Origin of the sequence: Pseudomonas sp. W2Jun17 (assembly GCF_023127795.1) — a bacterium.
Taxonomy (GTDB): domain Bacteria; phylum Pseudomonadota; class Gammaproteobacteria; order Pseudomonadales; family Pseudomonadaceae; genus Aquipseudomonas; species Aquipseudomonas synxantha_A.
This window is the reverse complement of sequence record NZ_SPKO01000014.1, coordinates 80642-95811: the sequence shown is the minus strand read 5'-3', so window position 1 is coordinate 95811 and position 15170 is coordinate 80642. Positions and strand designations below refer to the sequence as shown.

Annotated in this window: 11 protein-coding genes; 4 read left to right on the top strand and 7 right to left on the bottom strand. The window is 61.6% G+C overall.

All coding sequences use genetic code 11. The features are described 5' to 3' along the window. Positions 1 to 245: 245 nt before the first annotated feature. Positions 246 to 749: a peptidylprolyl isomerase gene (locus E4O98_RS10675; protein ID WP_005789179.1), complete on the top strand. Its 504-nt coding sequence runs from the start codon at positions 246 to 248 to the stop codon at positions 747 to 749. Beyond that, positions 746 to 1495 carry a UDP-2,3-diacylglucosamine diphosphatase gene (gene lpxH, locus E4O98_RS10670; protein WP_103734479.1) on the top strand — a complete coding sequence of 250 codons (750 nt, stop codon included), beginning with the start codon at positions 746 to 748 and terminating at the stop codon, positions 1493 to 1495. Before E4O98_RS10675 ends, lpxH begins: the two co-directional genes overlap by 4 nt. Positions 1496 to 1628: 133 nt before the next feature. Here lpxH and E4O98_RS10665 read toward each other — a convergent pair whose 3' ends face one another. The 7 genes from E4O98_RS10665 to E4O98_RS10635 form a co-directional block, all read right to left on the bottom strand. After that, positions 1629 to 3158 carry a DHA2 family efflux MFS transporter permease subunit gene (locus tag E4O98_RS10665; protein ID WP_032880582.1) on the bottom strand — a complete coding sequence of 510 codons (1530 nt, stop codon included), beginning with the start codon at positions 3156 to 3158 and terminating at the stop codon, positions 1629 to 1631. After that, entirely contained in the window at positions 3158 to 4357 is a 1200-nt protein-coding gene (locus E4O98_RS10660; protein WP_032880580.1) for an HlyD family efflux transporter periplasmic adaptor subunit, read from the bottom strand. Before E4O98_RS10660 ends, E4O98_RS10665 begins: the two co-directional genes overlap by 1 nt. A 15-nt stretch (positions 4358 to 4372) precedes the next feature. Further along, a complete protein-coding gene (locus tag E4O98_RS10655) occupies positions 4373 to 5824 on the bottom strand; it encodes an efflux transporter outer membrane subunit (RefSeq protein ID WP_248130101.1) in 1452 nt (483 codons plus the stop codon). After that, positions 5821 to 6294 carry a MarR family transcriptional regulator gene (locus E4O98_RS10650; RefSeq protein ID WP_248134945.1) on the bottom strand — a complete coding sequence of 158 codons (474 nt, stop codon included), beginning with the start codon at positions 6292 to 6294 and terminating at the stop codon, positions 5821 to 5823. Before E4O98_RS10650 ends, E4O98_RS10655 begins: the two co-directional genes overlap by 4 nt. 189 nt (positions 6295 to 6483) lie before the next feature. Continuing rightward, positions 6484 to 10170, bottom strand: a complete 3687-nt coding sequence (locus E4O98_RS10645) for a translocation/assembly module TamB domain-containing protein (RefSeq protein WP_248134943.1) — start codon at positions 10168 to 10170, stop codon at positions 6484 to 6486. Further along, positions 10170 to 11897: an autotransporter assembly complex family protein gene (locus tag E4O98_RS10640; RefSeq protein WP_103734475.1), complete on the bottom strand. Its 1728-nt coding sequence runs from the start codon at positions 11895 to 11897 to the stop codon at positions 10170 to 10172. The genes E4O98_RS10645 and E4O98_RS10640 overlap by 1 nt, the downstream gene beginning before the upstream one ends. Before the next feature lie 64 nt (positions 11898 to 11961). Next, complete coding sequence (locus E4O98_RS10635) at positions 11962 to 12612, bottom strand: GNAT family N-acetyltransferase (RefSeq protein ID WP_005789194.1); 651 nt, start codon at positions 12610 to 12612, stop codon at positions 11962 to 11964. Between the two features lie 168 nt (positions 12613 to 12780). Here E4O98_RS10635 and xthA point away from each other — a divergent pair, with 168 nt between their 5' ends. Beyond that, a complete protein-coding gene (xthA, locus tag E4O98_RS10630) occupies positions 12781 to 13593 on the top strand; it encodes an exodeoxyribonuclease III (RefSeq protein WP_032880573.1) in 813 nt (270 codons plus the stop codon). A 153-nt stretch (positions 13594 to 13746) separates the two neighbouring features. After that, positions 13747 to 15078, top strand: coding sequence for a phosphate ABC transporter substrate-binding/OmpA family protein (locus E4O98_RS10625; protein ID WP_248134941.1), 1332 nt, complete (start codon positions 13747 to 13749; stop codon positions 15076 to 15078). Positions 15079 to 15170 lie beyond the last annotated feature (92 nt).

Below are 15170 nucleotides of genomic sequence, written 5' to 3'. Positions count from 1 at the left end.
CAGGTTCGTGGCCGGGTCAGGCCAGATAAAACAAAGGGCTTATCATAGCCGAAGCTGTCAACCACCTGACAGAGCGCGGTCGAAAACTGCTGCTTTAATTGCTGCTTTAATGACAGGCGCGGTAAAAAACCACCTCGAAATTCCTGCAAGGCACGCTAAACTGCGCGTCTTGGCCCAAGCTTCGCCAAACCGGTCGTGGCGCCCAGGCGCCCAAACCCACGAATTCCCTGAAAAGAGTAGTGAACATGACTCAAGTCAAACTGACCACCAACCACGGTGACATCGTCATCGAGCTGAACGCCGACAAGGCGCCGATCACCGTCGCCAACTTCATCGAATACGTGAAAGCCGGCCACTACGAAAACACCGTTTTCCACCGTGTCATCGGCAACTTCATGATCCAGGGCGGCGGTTTCGAGCCTGGCATGAAAGAGAAGAAAGACAAGCGCCCAAGCATCCAGAACGAAGCGGACAACGGCCTTTCCAACGACAAGTACACCGTCGCCATGGCCCGTACCATGGAGCCGCATTCGGCCTCCGCGCAGTTCTTCATCAACGTCGCCGACAACGCCTTCCTCAACCACAGCGGCAAGAACGTGCAGGGTTGGGGCTACGCGGTGTTCGGTAAAGTCACCGAAGGCCAGGACGTTGTCGACAAGATCAAAGGCGTGTCCACCACCTCCAAGGCCGGTCACCAGGACGTTCCAGCCGAAGACGTGATCGTCGAGAAAGCCGAGATCGTTGGGTGATATTACTGATTTCAGATTTGCATCTGGAAGAGGAGCGCCCGGACATTACCCGGGCGTTTCTGGATCTGCTCCACGGCCGCGCCCGTGGCGCCCAGGCGTTGTACATTCTGGGGGACTTCTTCGAAGCCTGGATTGGCGACGATGGCATGACTGCCTTCCAGCGTTCCATCTGTACGGCGTTGCGTGAACTGAGCGACAGCGGCACCCCGATTTTCATCATGCATGGCAACCGCGATTTCCTGATCGGCAAGGCGTTCTGCAAAGCGGCAGGCGCCACCTTGCTCAAGGACCCGAGTGTTGTGCAATTGTATGGCGAGCCTGTGCTGCTGATGCACGGCGACAGCCTCTGCACCCGCGACCTTGGCTATATGAAGCTGCGGCGCATCCTGCGTAACCCGATTGTGTTGTTTATCCTGCGCCATCTGCCCCTGGGCACGCGCCACAAACTGGCACGCAAACTACGTAGCGAAAGCTCTGCCCAAGTGCGCATGAAGGCCAACGATATTGTCGATGTCACGCCCGAAGAAGTGCCGCGGGTGATGCAGCAGTTCGGCGTGCACACCCTGGTCCACGGCCATACGCACCGCCCTGCGATCCATAAGTTGCAGATCGGCGACCAGGCGGCCAAGCGCATTGTGCTGGGGGACTGGGACAAGCAAGGGTGGGCATTGCAGGTGGATGAGCAAGGCTTTCAACTGACGGCGTTTGATTTCGTCAACCCGCAGTTGGCACTGCCTGGCGCCTAAACCTCTGACACAACACCGATCAACCTGTGGGAGCTGGCTTGCCTGCGATAGCATCACCTCGGTGCATCTGATACACCGAGGTGTCGGCATCGCAGGCAAGCCAGCTCCCACAGGGACCGCGCTGACCTTATGATCAGTGCCCCGCAGCCGCCGGCCCTGCCTTTGCGGTAAATGGCGGCTTGGCCAGCCACACCAGCAACATCAACCCCATGAACATCCACCCCAGCAACGTGAAGTAATCCACGGTGGACATCATGTACGCCTGGCTGGTGAGAATCTGGTCCAGCTGCGTGTACGCCTTCTGCCCTGCCCCGCCCAGCGCCTGCAAGGCATCACGGGTGGCCGAGTCGTAGGTGGTCATGTTCTCGCTCATGTAGGCATGGTGCTGGTCCGCCCGGCGAATCCAGATCCAGGTGGTCAGCGACGCCGCAAAACTGCCGCCCAGGGTGCGCAGAAAGGTCGCTAGCCCTGCGCCGTCGGCGATCTGGTGCGGCGGCAGGTCGGACATCAGGATGCTCAAGGTCGGCATGAAGAACAGCGCCACGCCGATACCCATGAACAACTGCACCATGGCGATGTGGGTGAAGTCCACTTCGTTGGTGAAACCGGCGCGCATAAAGCAGCTCAAGCCAATCGCCAGGAACGCCAGTCCAGCCAGCAAGCGCAGGTCGAACTTGTGCGCGTACTTGCCCACGAATGGCGACATCAGCACCGGCAAAATGCCGATGGGCGCCACCGCCAGCCCGGCCCAAGTGGCGGTATAGCCCATCTGGGTTTGCAGCCACTGCGGCAGGATCAGGTTGATGCCGAAAAAGCCCGCATACCCCAGGATCAACACGATGGTGCCGATACGGAAATTACGGTGTGCGAACAGCCGCAGGTTGACCACCGGGTGCTTGTCGGTCATTTCCCAGATGACGAACACCGCCAGGGCGATCACCGAAATGGCCGCACCAATGATGATGAAATTGGATTCGAACCAGTCCAGGTCATTGCCCTTGTCGAGAATGATCTGCAAGGCGCCGACCCCGACGATCAGGCTCAACAAACCAACGTAATCCATCGGCTGATAACTGGTAACCACCGGACGCTTCTTCAACTGCGAGCGCACCACCATCACCGCGAAGATACCGATGGGCACGTTGATGAAAAAGATCCACGGCCAGCTGTAGCTGTCAGTGATCCAGCCGCCGAGGATAGGGCCTGCAATCGGTGCCACCACCGTGACCATTGCCAGTAACGCCAGGGCCATCCCGCGCCTGGCGGGTGGGTAGACCGCGATCAACAGCGTCTGCGTCATCGGGTACAACGGCCCGGCGACCAAACCTTGCAGCACGCGAAAGCCGATCAGCTCGGGCATCGAGGTGGAGATACCGCACAGGAACGAGGCCAGCACAAACAGGATGGTCGCCCACAGAAACAGCTTCACCTCGCCAAAGCGCCGGCTCAACCAGCCGGTGAGCGGCAACGCGATGGCGTTGCTCACCGCAAACGAGGTGATCACCCAGGTGCCCTGCTCCGAACTCACGCCCAGGTTGCCGGAAATGGTCGGCAACGCCACGTTGGCGATGGTGGTGTCGAGCACCTGCATAAAGGTCGCCAGCGACAGGCCAATAGTGGCCATCAACAGGCTGGGTGGCGTGAACGAGGCGTTATTGCTCATCAGCGTTGCGCAGCCTTGGGAGCGGCGACGCTGTTGTCATGAATCAACTGATTGATCATGGCATCCGCTTCGGCCAATTGACGGTCATACACGCTGGTGGTGAACGAGGCCTTTTGCGGCGCCTGTTGCGCCAGCACCGGGCCGCTCTGGTCGTGCAGGTCTACGTTGACCACGGTACTCAAACCCACCCGCAGCGGATGCTTGGCCAACTCTTCAGCGTTGATATGGATGCGCACCGGTACCCGCTGCACGATCTTGATCCAGTTGCCGGTGGCGTTCTGTGCGGGCAGCAAGGCGAACGCGCTGCCGGTGCCGGCGCCGAGGCTGTCGACGGTGCCGCTGTACTTCACGTCGCTGCCGTAGATGTCCGACTCGATATCCACCGGCTGGCCGATGCGCATATCCCGCAGTTGGGTTTCCTTGAAGTTGGCGTCAATCCACAGCTGGTCCAGCGGAATCACGGCCATCAGCGCGGTGCCCGGTTGAACACGCTGGCCCAGTTGTACGGTGCGCTTGGCTACATAGCCGGTGACCGGCGCAATCAGGGTGCTGCGCGCATTGGTCAGGTAGGCCTGACGCAGTTGTGCAGCGGCGGCTTGCACGTCGGGGTGGGACGAAATCACCGTGTCATCCACCAGGGCATTGGTGGTTTTGAGTTGTTGCTCAAGGTTGGTCAAGGCGTTCTTGGCCGCGGTCAGGCTGTCGCGAGCGTGGGACAGTTCTTCCTGGGAGATCGCGCCGCCCTGGGCCAGGGTCTTACGCCGGTTGTAGTTGTCCTGGGCCGTTTGCACATCGGCCTTCTGCGCATTGACCTGGGCTTTCATGCCGTCGACATTGCTGTACAAGCCGCGCACCTGGCGCACAGTGCGGGCCAGGTTGGCCTGGGCACTTTGTAGGCCGACGGCAGCATCGTTGGGGTCGAAATTGATCAGCACCTGGCCTTCATGCACCAGGTCGCCATCGTCGGCGCCGATGCTGACCACGGTGCCGGTGACCAGTGGGGTGATTTCCACCACGTTGCCGTTCACGTAGGCATCATCGGTGCTCTCGTTGAAGCGCCCGTAGAACTCATACCAGGCCCACACGCCTACCACACCGAGGATGACGATCAGCGCCAGGCCGATGAGCATGACTTTGCGTTTGCGTGGGTTGTTGTCTTTGGGTTGTTCAGTTGCGTTGTTACTGTCGGCAGTGGCCATGACAAATACCTCAAATTATTCCGTGCGTGTGGCGGGGGGGGTCGCGGCCACGTTGCTGGCGTTGTATCCGCCGCCCAGGGCCTGCATCAGTTGAATCGACAGATCGATCTGCGCCGCCTTCAGGGTCGCCAGCTGACGCTGGGCCTGCAGCAGTTGCTGCTCGATGCTGAGCACATCCAGGTAGTTACCGATGCCCGAGCTGTAGCGTTGCACCCCGGTGTCGTAGGACTGCTGGGCGATGTCGGCGGCATGTTGCTGGGCCTGGATCTGGCGGCCGGTGTCGCGCAGCTGCGAAAGGCTGTTGCCGATATCACCCAGGGCTTGCACCAGGGTTTTGTTGTACTGGGCCACGGCTAGGTCGTAGTCGGCGTCGCGGGCGTCAAGGTCGGCGCGCAGGCGGCCGCCATCAAAAATCGGCAGCGAAATCGTCGGCGCAATATTGAAGAAACGGCTGGCCGAACCGAACATCGCATCGCCCAGCAACGACTCGGCGCCTGCGCTCGCGCTCAGGTTGAGGTTGGGGTAGAAGCGGGTTTTGCTCGCGTCGATGTTCTTGCTCGCCGCCTCCACTCGCCAGCGTGCGGCGACCAGGTCCGGGCGACGACCGAGCAGCTCGGCAGGCAACACCGCGGGCACCGCGACGGCGCTGGGTTTGAGCACCGCCGGGCGGGCCAATTCGCCACCCCGGTCCGGGCCTTTGCCGAGCAATACGGCGAGGGCGATCTTGGCGCTTTGCAGTTGTTTTTCCGCGTCGATCAGTTGCGACTGGGAGCTGGCTTCCAGGCTCTCGGTCTGCTGGTATTGGTATTCACTGTCGATGCCGGAACTCAGGCGGCGCTTGCTCAGGTCGAGCATCTGGCGGGTGCGCTTGAGGTCATCGACAGCCAGGTCACGCACGATATGCGCCTGGCCCAGGTCGCTGTAGGCTTTGGCCACGTTGGCCGCCAGGGTCAGGCGCGCGGCTTGCTGGTCGACTTCGGCGGCGCGGGCCTGGCCCAACGCGGCTTCCCAGGCTGCGCGCTGGCCGCCCCAGAGGTCGAAGTTGTAGTTGAAGCTGGCGCCGATGTTGCGCACCGTCGAATAGGCATCGCCCTGACCACGCGGGTCCTGGTCCTTGGCCAAGCGAGAGCGGCTTACACCGGCGCTGGCATCCACGGTCGGCATACGGGCGGCGTTGGCGGCATAGGCCGCAGCTTCGGCCTGGTGGGCACGGGCGTCGGCGACTTGCATGTCGGGGCTGCTTTGCAGGGCCTCCTGGATCAGGCCGTCAAGCTGTGGGTCGCCGAGGCTTTTCCACCAGTCGGCGGCCGGCCAGGCAGCGCTCGACAGCGTCACGCCGCTGAGGGATTTGCCGGTTTGCAGGGTGTTGGCGTCGAGGCGCTGACCCTGGGTGTCGAGGCCGCTGTAATTGGCGCAACCGGCCAACGTCATCGCCGCCAGCACCAGGCTGAGTGCGCGTGTGTTCATGATTTACCTACCCGCTGGATCGTGATGGGGTCACCCGCAGCGATCAGTATCTTCTTCAGGATCCGCTCCAGGGTCTCCAACTCGCCCGGTTCAAGCGCGCCGGCCAGTTGGTTGAGGGCCTGGGCGCCGATGTGCGGGAGCATGTCCGCCAGGCGCTGGCCCTCGGCAGTCAGCACCAACTGCACCTGGCGTCGGTCCAGCTCGGAGCGCTTGCGGCTGAGCAGGTCTTTTTGCTCCAGCCGGTCGAGCATCCGCGTCATCGAACCGCTGTCCAGGGACAGGTTGCGGCAAAGCTCGGCCGGGGTGTCGACGCCGAACTGGGCCATGATGATCAACACCTTGAACTGCGCGGCAGTGATGCCGTGGGGTTCCATATGGGTGTCGATGATGCGGTCCTTGAGAATCGCGGCGCGGCCCAGCAACAGGCCGAGGTGGCAGTTGTGGAAGTTATCGGGGGTGAAGTGAGGCATCGAAAGTCACCTTATTACTGCCTAGGCAGTGAATGTGTGACGAGATGTTACTGCTTAGGCAGCGAATGTCAAATGGAATAATTAGGTTGCTTGGTAGTTGACCGAAGGCTGGAGTGAAATGAAAACCAATGTGGGAGGAGCAAGTCGAATCGTCGCACCGCCCCTCCCACATTTTTTACCGCGTACCGATCAGAAATCGCGTTTGTAAAAGATATCCAGGGAACTGGCTACGCCCGTAGCGACTTCCAGGTACACCTTCTTGCTCAGCAGGTAGCGCAACGCAATGGTGTTAGCCGGTTCAAACACCCCGACCCCATAACGCAGGCTGAGCTTCTCGTTGATCTTGCCGCTGGCCACCACCGCGGTGCTGTTACCGGTGCCCTGGGTGTCGAGGTCGAAATCCTGGATACCCAGCTTATTGGCGATATCCGAGGTCACACCGGCGCTGCCCATCAAGCCCAGGCCCAGGGCGGCTTCGGCGAGCATGTTGTTGTCTTCGCCGGTGTTGGTGCGCGAACGACCCAACACCAGGTACGACAGCGCATCTTCCTGAGCCATGGCCGGCTCGGAGAAAATCTGCGTGGCCGGCTGTTCGGCGCTGCCGCTCAGGCGAATACCGGCAGTCACGGTGCGGGACGATTCGACCACTACGCGCACCGCTTCGATATCCAGGAACGGCTGGTCCAGCGGCCCGGCGAACAACAGCCGCGCGCGGCGCACGTTGAGGCGCTGGCCGTAGGCACGGTAGCGGCCGTCGTTGAGCCACAGCTCGCCACGGGTGTCCATGTTGTCGCCGATATGCACATGGCCCTGGACCTTGGCGGTGAGGCCAAAACCGGCGAAGTTGAGCTGGTCTTCACCCACTTCCACGTCGATATCCATGGCCATCGCCATCGGCGCTTTGCCCTCTTCGGTCTGGCTGCCGATGATTACCGTGTCGTCAGAGACCTTGACCGTCGAAGGCGGCAGCTCGCGCACGGTGATATCGCCACGGGGGATATGCACTTTGCCGGCAATCGCCAGTTTGGCGTCCTTGAGGCTGATCTTCAGGTCGGGTGCCACTTCCAGCTTGGCATAGGGTTCTACGGTGACCGGCAGTTGCGAGCCCTTGAGGCTGAGGTCGACCACCAGGGCGCGGCCCCAGTCGATCTGGCCCGTGAGGCTACCCTGCCCGGCCTTGCCGCTACGCCAGCCACCGTTGAGCTGCACGCTTTCGCCGGCGATCTGCGCCTGCAGATTCAAGCCCTCAAGGCTGATGGGCAACTCGGGCCCGGAGACTTCACCGTCCACCAGGTTCAGGTTGCCGTTGACCAGCGGCGCGAGTAAACCGCCCGAGATGCGGCCACTGCCGTTGAGCTTGCCGGTGAGCTTTTCCACCATCGGCACAAAGGGCCGCGCCACGGCGAGGTCCAGGCCCGTGAGGCTGAAATTGCCGGTGATCGGCTTATTGTTCGGCAGCGGATTTATCTGCGCCTGCAACAACAACTCGCCAAGCTTGCCGCCACGAAAATTCAGCTGGGTGTCGATACGCTTGGGGTTGAGGGTGGTTTCCAGCTTCAGGGTGTCGTAGGGGAAATCCAGCCACTGGCCCTTGTCACGCACGCGCAAGGTGCCGCCGCTGGCATCTACCGCCACTACGCCCTTGGGTCCGCTTTCGGGCAAATCGAGCTGTACGTCAGCATTGAGCTTGCCCTGCCAGGCGAAGTCTTTGGGCAAAAATGCCGCAAGGCTGTCGATGGGGAATTGCTTGAGGTGGTAACGCAGCTTCGGTTCGGGCATCAGGCGCTGGTCTTCGCCACACAGGCTGGCGGGCCCGGAGACCCAGCAGTGCGCACCGAAGGTCAGCTTGCCATCGGCCAGGCGCTCGATTTTCGCCGGGGCTTGCAGCCGCCAGTCCTGGCCGCCGGCTTGTACATCACCGCTGGCCAGGCGCCCGCGCCAGTTGTTTTTATCGAGGTTGCCATCCAATGCCAGGGCCAGCTTGACCAGGGGGCCGGCCAGGTCCAGTTGGACCTTTTGGTTCTTGATATCGCCCTGGGCGCTGGCGGTCAGGTTGCCGACCTGGGTTTCGCCGGCGTAGATGCCGCTGGCCTTGAGGTCGAGCTTGGCGCGTTGGGCGCTATCGAGGCTGGCGTCGAGGTTGAGGGCTTGCAGGCGATTGTCGGCAAATGCGAGTTGCTGGCCCTTGAGGTCGAGTTTGCCTTGCGGCGCCTTCAAGGTGCCGGCCACATCGACACGCCCATTGATTTGCCCGCGCAGTTGCGGCCAGAGCTGGGCCAGGCGCGTCAGCTTGATGTCGATCTGCCCGGCCAGGCGTTGTTGCAGGCTGCCACTGCCGTTGATGCGGTTGTCACCCAAGCGGATGTCCAGGTTGGCGAGGGTCCATTGTTCGCCTGCACCTTCGGCCTTGGCCGCCAGCACAGCGGTTTGCCCGCGCAGGCGGCCCTTGAGATCGAGGTCGGCGTTGAGCTTGAGTTGTTCATTTTTGAACTCGCCTTTGCTGCGCAGCGGTCCGGCCAGGGTGCCGGGTAACTCGGCCACCCAGTACGCCGGGTTCAGTGCCGACAGGTCCAGCGCGGTGTCCCAGGCAATACCGTCGGCAAATTGCAGGTTCAGGTGGCCTTCGGCCTTGCCCTGACCGGCCGTCAGTTTCAACTCGGGCAGGAAGACTTGCTTGAGGTCGCCACTGAAGGGGGTGACCACATTGAACTTACCCGCCGGGCCGTCGAGGTCGGCCTTGAGGTTGCCCAGGTAATTGCCGTCCTTATAGGAGATTTCACCATTGAAGGTACGCAATGCCACTTGCGGCTCGTCGATGACGGGATAGAGGCGATGCCAGGGGAAGTCCTGCCAGTCGATTTTGGCGTCAGCACTGAAGCCTTGTTGCCAGTCCAGGTTGGCACTGAGCTTGAGGCTTTGCTGGTCACCGGCATTCAGGTCCAGCCCGGCGATCTGCGCGCCCTTGGCGTCGACCTTGCCTTGCAGGAGTAGATCCACCGGGCCTTGTTCCGCTGGCAGCACGGCCTTGCCCAGCAACTGGTAGCCATCTTTCAGGTTGCCCTTGGCGCTCAAGTCCAACTGGTTGAGTTGCAAGGTGTCAGGCAGGTCGGCGCTGGGTTTGAACGCCTCGGAGGTGATGTGCAACTGCGCCGGCAGGTTTTCGGCCAGGGGTTGCAGCTCGCCTTTGAGCTTGGCCGGCAGGTAGCCGCTGCTGTCGGCGTCGAGCTTGAGGGTCTTGAGCAGGTCGCCGTCGAGCTTGAGCGCGACGCTCCAGGGTGCACCGCCTGGGGCGTAGGGCAGGCTCAGGTTGCCGGTGGCATTCAGCGGCCAATCGCCGGTAGGTTGCAGCAGGCCGGCAAGGTCGAGCACCAGGTCATCGCGCTGCAAATGTACCGAGTCAATCTGCATACCAGCGGTGGTCCAGTGCGCCGCCAGTTGCAGGCCCTTGAGTTCTTCGCTGCCGTTGAACAGCAGGCTACCGATGCGAACGTCGCCCAGTTGGATGGCAACCGGCAGTTTCAGGTCGGGGAGTTGAATCGGCCCGCTGCTGCTCTCTTCGGCACTGGGGGCAAATTCCAGGCTGACCTGTTCCACGTCCAGTCGGTTGATACACAGGGTCATGCGCAACAGACAGCCGGGCGACCAGTCAAACGTCGGCGCATTCAGCTCGACGCGGCTGCCGTCCTGCTGCCACAGCAGATGATCGGCACTCCACTGCCCGCCCAGGCGGCCCTGGTAATTCTCCACGCTCAAACCTGGCACCTGGCCCAAGGCCCAGCGACTGCCCGCCTGGGTGCCAAGCACTGACCACAGCGCCAACAACAGCAACACGAGGATGGCGACCAGCACCAGCCCCGCTATCTTCAAACCACGCATCACAGCTCAGGCCCCATGGAAAAGTGCAAGCGAACGCCGCCCGGATCTTCGAGGGCATGGGCCAGGTCGAGGCGGATCGGCCCCACCGGCGACACCCAGCGCACGCCGACGCCGACGCCGGTTTTCAGGCTCGGCAAGTCGAGGTTGTTGAACGAGTTGCCTTGGTCGATGAAGGTCGCGATCCGCCATTTATCGGTGATGGAGTATTGATACTCGGCACTCAAGGCCACCATGTAGCGGCCACCGATGCGGTCGCCGCGGTCGTTCTCCGGCGACAGGGTCTGGTACTCGTAGCCGCGCACGCTCTGGTCGCCACCGGCAAAGAAGCGCAACGACGGCGGCACGGATTTGTAGCCGTTGGTGGCACTGCCGCCAAATTGTGCGCGCCCCAGAAAACGGTGGTTGTCCCACAAGGTGGTCAGGCCCTTGATCGTGGCCGTGCCGTAAAGCAGGTTGGTGTCAGACCCCAGGCCCTCTTTGGCGACCTTGGTGTCGAACATCAGGCGATAGCCATGGTGCGGGTCGATACGGTTGTCGCTGCGCAGGTAGGAATAACTCACCCCCGGCATCAACAGGTTGCTCAGCCCCGAGTCATTGCCCAGGCGGTATTCCTCACGCTGGTACTTGAGGGAGATCACCCGCGTCCAGCCGCTGGGCAACTTGCTGTGCCATTCGGGGCCAATGGTGAGCAGCTTGCTCAAGGTGTCGGTGTTGGCGATCTCTTCATTCTGATAGCCGCCGGCAAAACGCAATTTGTCGGTGAGCGGCGGGTCCAGCGGGATGTCATACCACAGGCCGACGTTCTGCCGCGGTGCCGACAATTCGGCTTCCCAACCGTAGCTGTGGCCCTGGGGGTTGACCCAATGCCGCGTCCAGTTGGCTTTGCCCCGTGGGCCGACGTCGGTGGAGTAACCCAGGCCGAGGCCCATGGTGCGGGGCTTGCGGGTTTCCAATTGTACAGCGACCGGGATCACGTCATCAGTCGCGGCGGTGGGGCTGGCGTCCACGCGCACGCCTTCGAAGAAGCCGCTGGCTTGCAGGTTCTGGTTGAGTTCGGCGACCAGCTCGGAGTCGTACGGCGTGCCACTGTCAAAGGGCACCATGCGTTGCAACAGTTCTTCATCAAACGGCGTGTCGCCGCTGAAGCTGACCTTGCCCATGCTGTAGCGCGGGCCGCTGTCGTAAATGAGTTCGATGTCGGCCACGCCCGCTTGAGGATCAACCGCGAGCTTCTGGCTGGTGAAGCGCCCGCTGAAAAAGCCGTAGCGTGACGCCTGGTTCTGGATCAGGCGCTTGGCGTCTTCGTAATGACCGTGATTGAGCACGGCACCGGGCTTGAGGTCGTCGCTGGCGGGTACGCGAAAGGCCTTGAGGCTCGCGGCCTGGCCATCGACCCGAATGGTCACGTCGCGCAAATGCACCGGTTCGCCGGGGTCGATGGTGAGGGTCAGGCGCGGATTCTTGCCGCCCTTCACCTCGCTGGCGATCTGTGGCTGATAGAAGCCCAGTGCCTGCGCGGCTTTGCGCGCCTGCTCCTCGGCGCCACGGCTGAACCGCAGTAAGGCTTCTTCGTCACGATCGCCAACCCCGCCGATATAGCCTTCGATGTTGGCTTTCAGCGCGTCGTTTGAGGGTTTGATCCGCACGTCCAGTTCACTTTGCGCCAATGCGCCGCAGCTTGTGAACAGCAGAATCAAGCCGCTGGTAAATCTTCCTGGATACTTCATAGGCGCGGATGCTACACGAGCTAGGGAGGGACTTTGAACTCGGATTTGTCTGAATAATTCTGTCCTAAGACGTTGCAGGATGTAACGCCTGGGGATTGGGATGGAAAAACACATGCTCCAGCACCGGCCCTACGGCGACTTCACCGATCTCCTCATAGCCTTGGCGCTTGTAGAAATCCAGGTAACGGGAGTTGCCGGTGTCGAGCACCACGCCTGAGGAGTGCGGATCGTCGGCGCACCAGTTGTGCACGGCTTCAAGCAGTTGCTCACCATGATGCTGGCCCTGGAACTGCGGGTGAATGCCCAGCAACGGCAGCACATGCACGGCCTCGCTGGGCAGGCACGCCAGGACTGCCTGATGGTATTCCAGGTAACGCCGGGTACCGCGCACGCCGGTACTCAGCCACATGCGGATCTGCCAGGCCCAGCTCTCGGTGATGCCCAGGCGTCGTTGCGGCGGCGCAATCAGGGCGATACCGATCAGCCGGTCGTTGACGAACAGGCCGATGGCGGGAAGCTTCTGAAAAAAGTGCTGTTTGACCAATTCGCGCACGGTGGCGCGCACCCGTTGTTCATAACCCGGCCGTTCGGCTTCGAAGATATAGGCGAAGGTCGGTTCATGGCGATACGCCTGGTAAAGCAAGGATCGCGCTTCACGGGAATAACCGCTATTGAGCAGGCGGATTTCGGCAGTGGCCGTCGAAGTGTCTGGCATAACAGTCAATCTCCCTGGGCGCCACTCAAACATGGCGTTCTTATGGGTACGAACCTGTGCAGCTCCAGTCGTTCCCAGACATTAGCAGCGCATTCACCCTGCCGCCACGCTGGCCCCCGTCCGACTTGTCGGCTAGCATCGCCCTTTTGCCAGACTGGACTGCCGACCATGAAAATCGTCTCCTTCAATATCAACGGGCTGCGTGCTCGCCCTCATCAGCTGGCGGCGCTGATTGAAAAGCATCAACCTGACGTGATCGGCCTGCAGGAAACCAAGGTTCACGATGATCAGTTCCCGCTGGCCGAAGTGCAGGCTTTGGGTTATCACGTGTACTACCACGGGCAGAAAGGCCACTACGGCGTGGCCCTGCTCTCGCGCCAGCCGGCCTTGAGCCTGCACAAAGGTTTTGCCAGCGATGAAGAAGACGCCCAGCGTCGTTTCATCTGGGGCACCTTCGCCGATGAAAACGGCCACCCGGTGACCATCATGAACGGCTACTTCCCCCAGGGCGAAAGCCGCGATCACCCCACCAAGTTCCCGGCCAAGCAGCGCTTCTATGAAGACTTGCAGCACCTGCTGGAAAGCCAGTTCAGCAATGACCAGGCGCTGGTGGTGATGGGCGACGTGAACATTTCCCCGCAAGACTGCGACATCGGTATCGGCGCCGATAACGCCAAGCGCTGGCTGAAAACCGGCAAGTGCAGCTTCCTGCCGGAGGAGCGCGAGTGGATGGAGCGCCTGAAGAACTGGGGCCTGGTGGACAGCTTCCGCCACCTCAACCCGGACGTGACCGACCGTTTCAGCTGGTTCGACTATCGCAGCCGTGGGTTTGAGGATGAGCCCAAGCGCGGGCTGCGCATTGACGTGATCATGGCGTCCACCGGGCTGGTGCCACGGGTCAAGGATGCCGGGGTGGATTACGATTTGCGTGGCTTGGAGAAGCCGTCGGACCATGCACCGATCTGGTTGGAACTGAGCTGATAGCAAGCCTGGTGAAGATCTAAATGTGGGAGGGGCGGTGCGACGATTCGACTTGCCCCCTCCCACATTTAGCCTTGCGATGCATCAGTCACATTGCTGCAACCCAACTGACTTAATCTCGCGGCACTTCCTTTGGCTTGAGAAGGTGCCGGCATGATGCTGCGCGTTCTGTTCCTGTGTATTGCGATCGCCCTCCCCGCCGTGGCAGCCCCTCTTCCCGTCCCCGGCCAAGGTCCCGCCCTGCGCATCCAGGGCTCCAACACCATTGGCGCGGCACTCGGCCCAGCGTTGGTCATGGGTTTGATGGAGCATCAAGGCTTACGGGATGCGCGCAGCGAACCGGGCGCCGGGGCAAATGAACAGAGCGTGGTCGGCACGACGCACCAAGGCAAGACGGTGACCATCGAAGTCGCGGCCCACGGTTCCAGCACCGGCTTTGCCGCGCTGAAAAATACCCGCGCGGACCTCGCCGCCGCGTCCCGCCCGATCAAGGACGGCGAACTGGTGGACCTTGAACCTCTGGGCGACCTGAAAAGCCCCGATGCCGAACAGGTCATCGCCATTGATGGCCTGGCGATCATTGTTAACCCACGCAACCCACTCAATACTCTTGACACCGAGCAGTTGGCCCAGATCTTCAACGGCGAAGTCAGCACCTGGGAGGCGTTGGGCGGGAGTGGCGGTGCCATTCATTTATATGCCCGTGATGATCAGTCCGGCACCTACGACACCTTCAGGGAACTGGTGTTGAGCCGACGTCAGCAGCCGCTCGCGCCGTCAGCCAAGCGTTTCGAATCCAGCGAACAACTGTCCGACGCAGTCAGCCAGGACCCCCAGGGTATCGGCTTTATCGGCCTGCCCTATGTGCGTCAGGCTAAAGCAGTGGCGATTGCCGATGGCGCCTCGCAACCGATGTTGCCGCTGACCAGCCTCATCGCCACCGAAGATTACCCGCTGTCGCGACGGCTGTTCTTTTATCTGCCGCCCTCCTCCCGCAATCCGTGGGCCAAGGCGTTGGTGGACTTTACCCAATCCAGTAAAGGCCAAGCGATTGTGGCGGCCAATGGGTTTATCGCCCAGCAGGTGCAGGCGATCGGCGTGACACCTCGCCCGTCAATGCCTGACGACTACCAGGCCATCGCCCGCGACGCTCAGCGCCTGACGGTAAATTTTCGCTTCGAAGAGGGTAGCGCCAGCCTCGACAACAAGGCACGCCAGGATTTGCAGCGGGTGGTGGCCTATATCAAAAGCCACGGCAAGCTGAACAAGCAGGTCACGCTGGTGGGCTTTGGCGATACCAAGAACGATCCGCAACGTGCGGCGTTGCTGTCGAAGTTACGGGCGATGGCGGTGCGCCGCGAGCTGGCAAAGAGCGGCGTGGTGCTCAAGGATATTCGCGGGTTTGGCGCCCAGATGCCGGTGGCGGCGAATACCGCGGACGAAGGTAGGATCAAGAATCGGCGGGTGGAGGTTTGGGTGTACTGAGCCTTGGAGTTTGAGGTGCTTGGACTGGCCTCATCGGGGGCAAGCCCCCTCCCACACTTGGATTTGTGAATATAGTCAAAATGTGGGAGGGG

What these genes read in the sequence shown, in the direction of transcription:
- E4O98_RS10675 (WP_005789179.1), top strand. Translation starts at nt 246, where the DNA reads ATGACTCAAGTCAAACTGACCACCAACCACGGTGACATCGTCATCGAG.
- E4O98_RS10665 (WP_032880582.1), bottom strand. Translation starts at nt 3,158, where the DNA reads ATGAGCAATAACGCCTCGTTCACGCCACCCAGCCTGTTGATGGCCACT.
- E4O98_RS10660 (WP_032880580.1), bottom strand. Translation starts at nt 4,357, where the DNA reads ATGGCCACTGCCGACAGTAACAACGCAACTGAACAACCCAAAGACAAC.
- E4O98_RS10655 (WP_248130101.1), bottom strand. Translation starts at nt 5,824, where the DNA reads ATGAACACACGCGCACTCAGCCTGGTGCTGGCGGCGATGACGTTGGCC.
- E4O98_RS10650 (WP_248134945.1), bottom strand. Translation starts at nt 6,294, where the DNA reads ATGCCTCACTTCACCCCCGATAACTTCCACAACTGCCACCTCGGCCTG.
- E4O98_RS10645 (WP_248134943.1), bottom strand. Translation starts at nt 10,170, where the DNA reads ATGCGTGGTTTGAAGATAGCGGGGCTGGTGCTGGTCGCCATCCTCGTG.
- E4O98_RS10640 (WP_103734475.1), bottom strand. Translation starts at nt 11,897, where the DNA reads ATGAAGTATCCAGGAAGATTTACCAGCGGCTTGATTCTGCTGTTCACA.
- E4O98_RS10635 (WP_005789194.1), bottom strand. Translation starts at nt 12,612, where the DNA reads ATGCCAGACACTTCGACGGCCACTGCCGAAATCCGCCTGCTCAATAGC.
- xthA (WP_032880573.1), top strand. Translation starts at nt 12,781, where the DNA reads ATGAAAATCGTCTCCTTCAATATCAACGGGCTGCGTGCTCGCCCTCAT.
- E4O98_RS10625 (WP_248134941.1), top strand. Translation starts at nt 13,747, where the DNA reads ATGATGCTGCGCGTTCTGTTCCTGTGTATTGCGATCGCCCTCCCCGCC.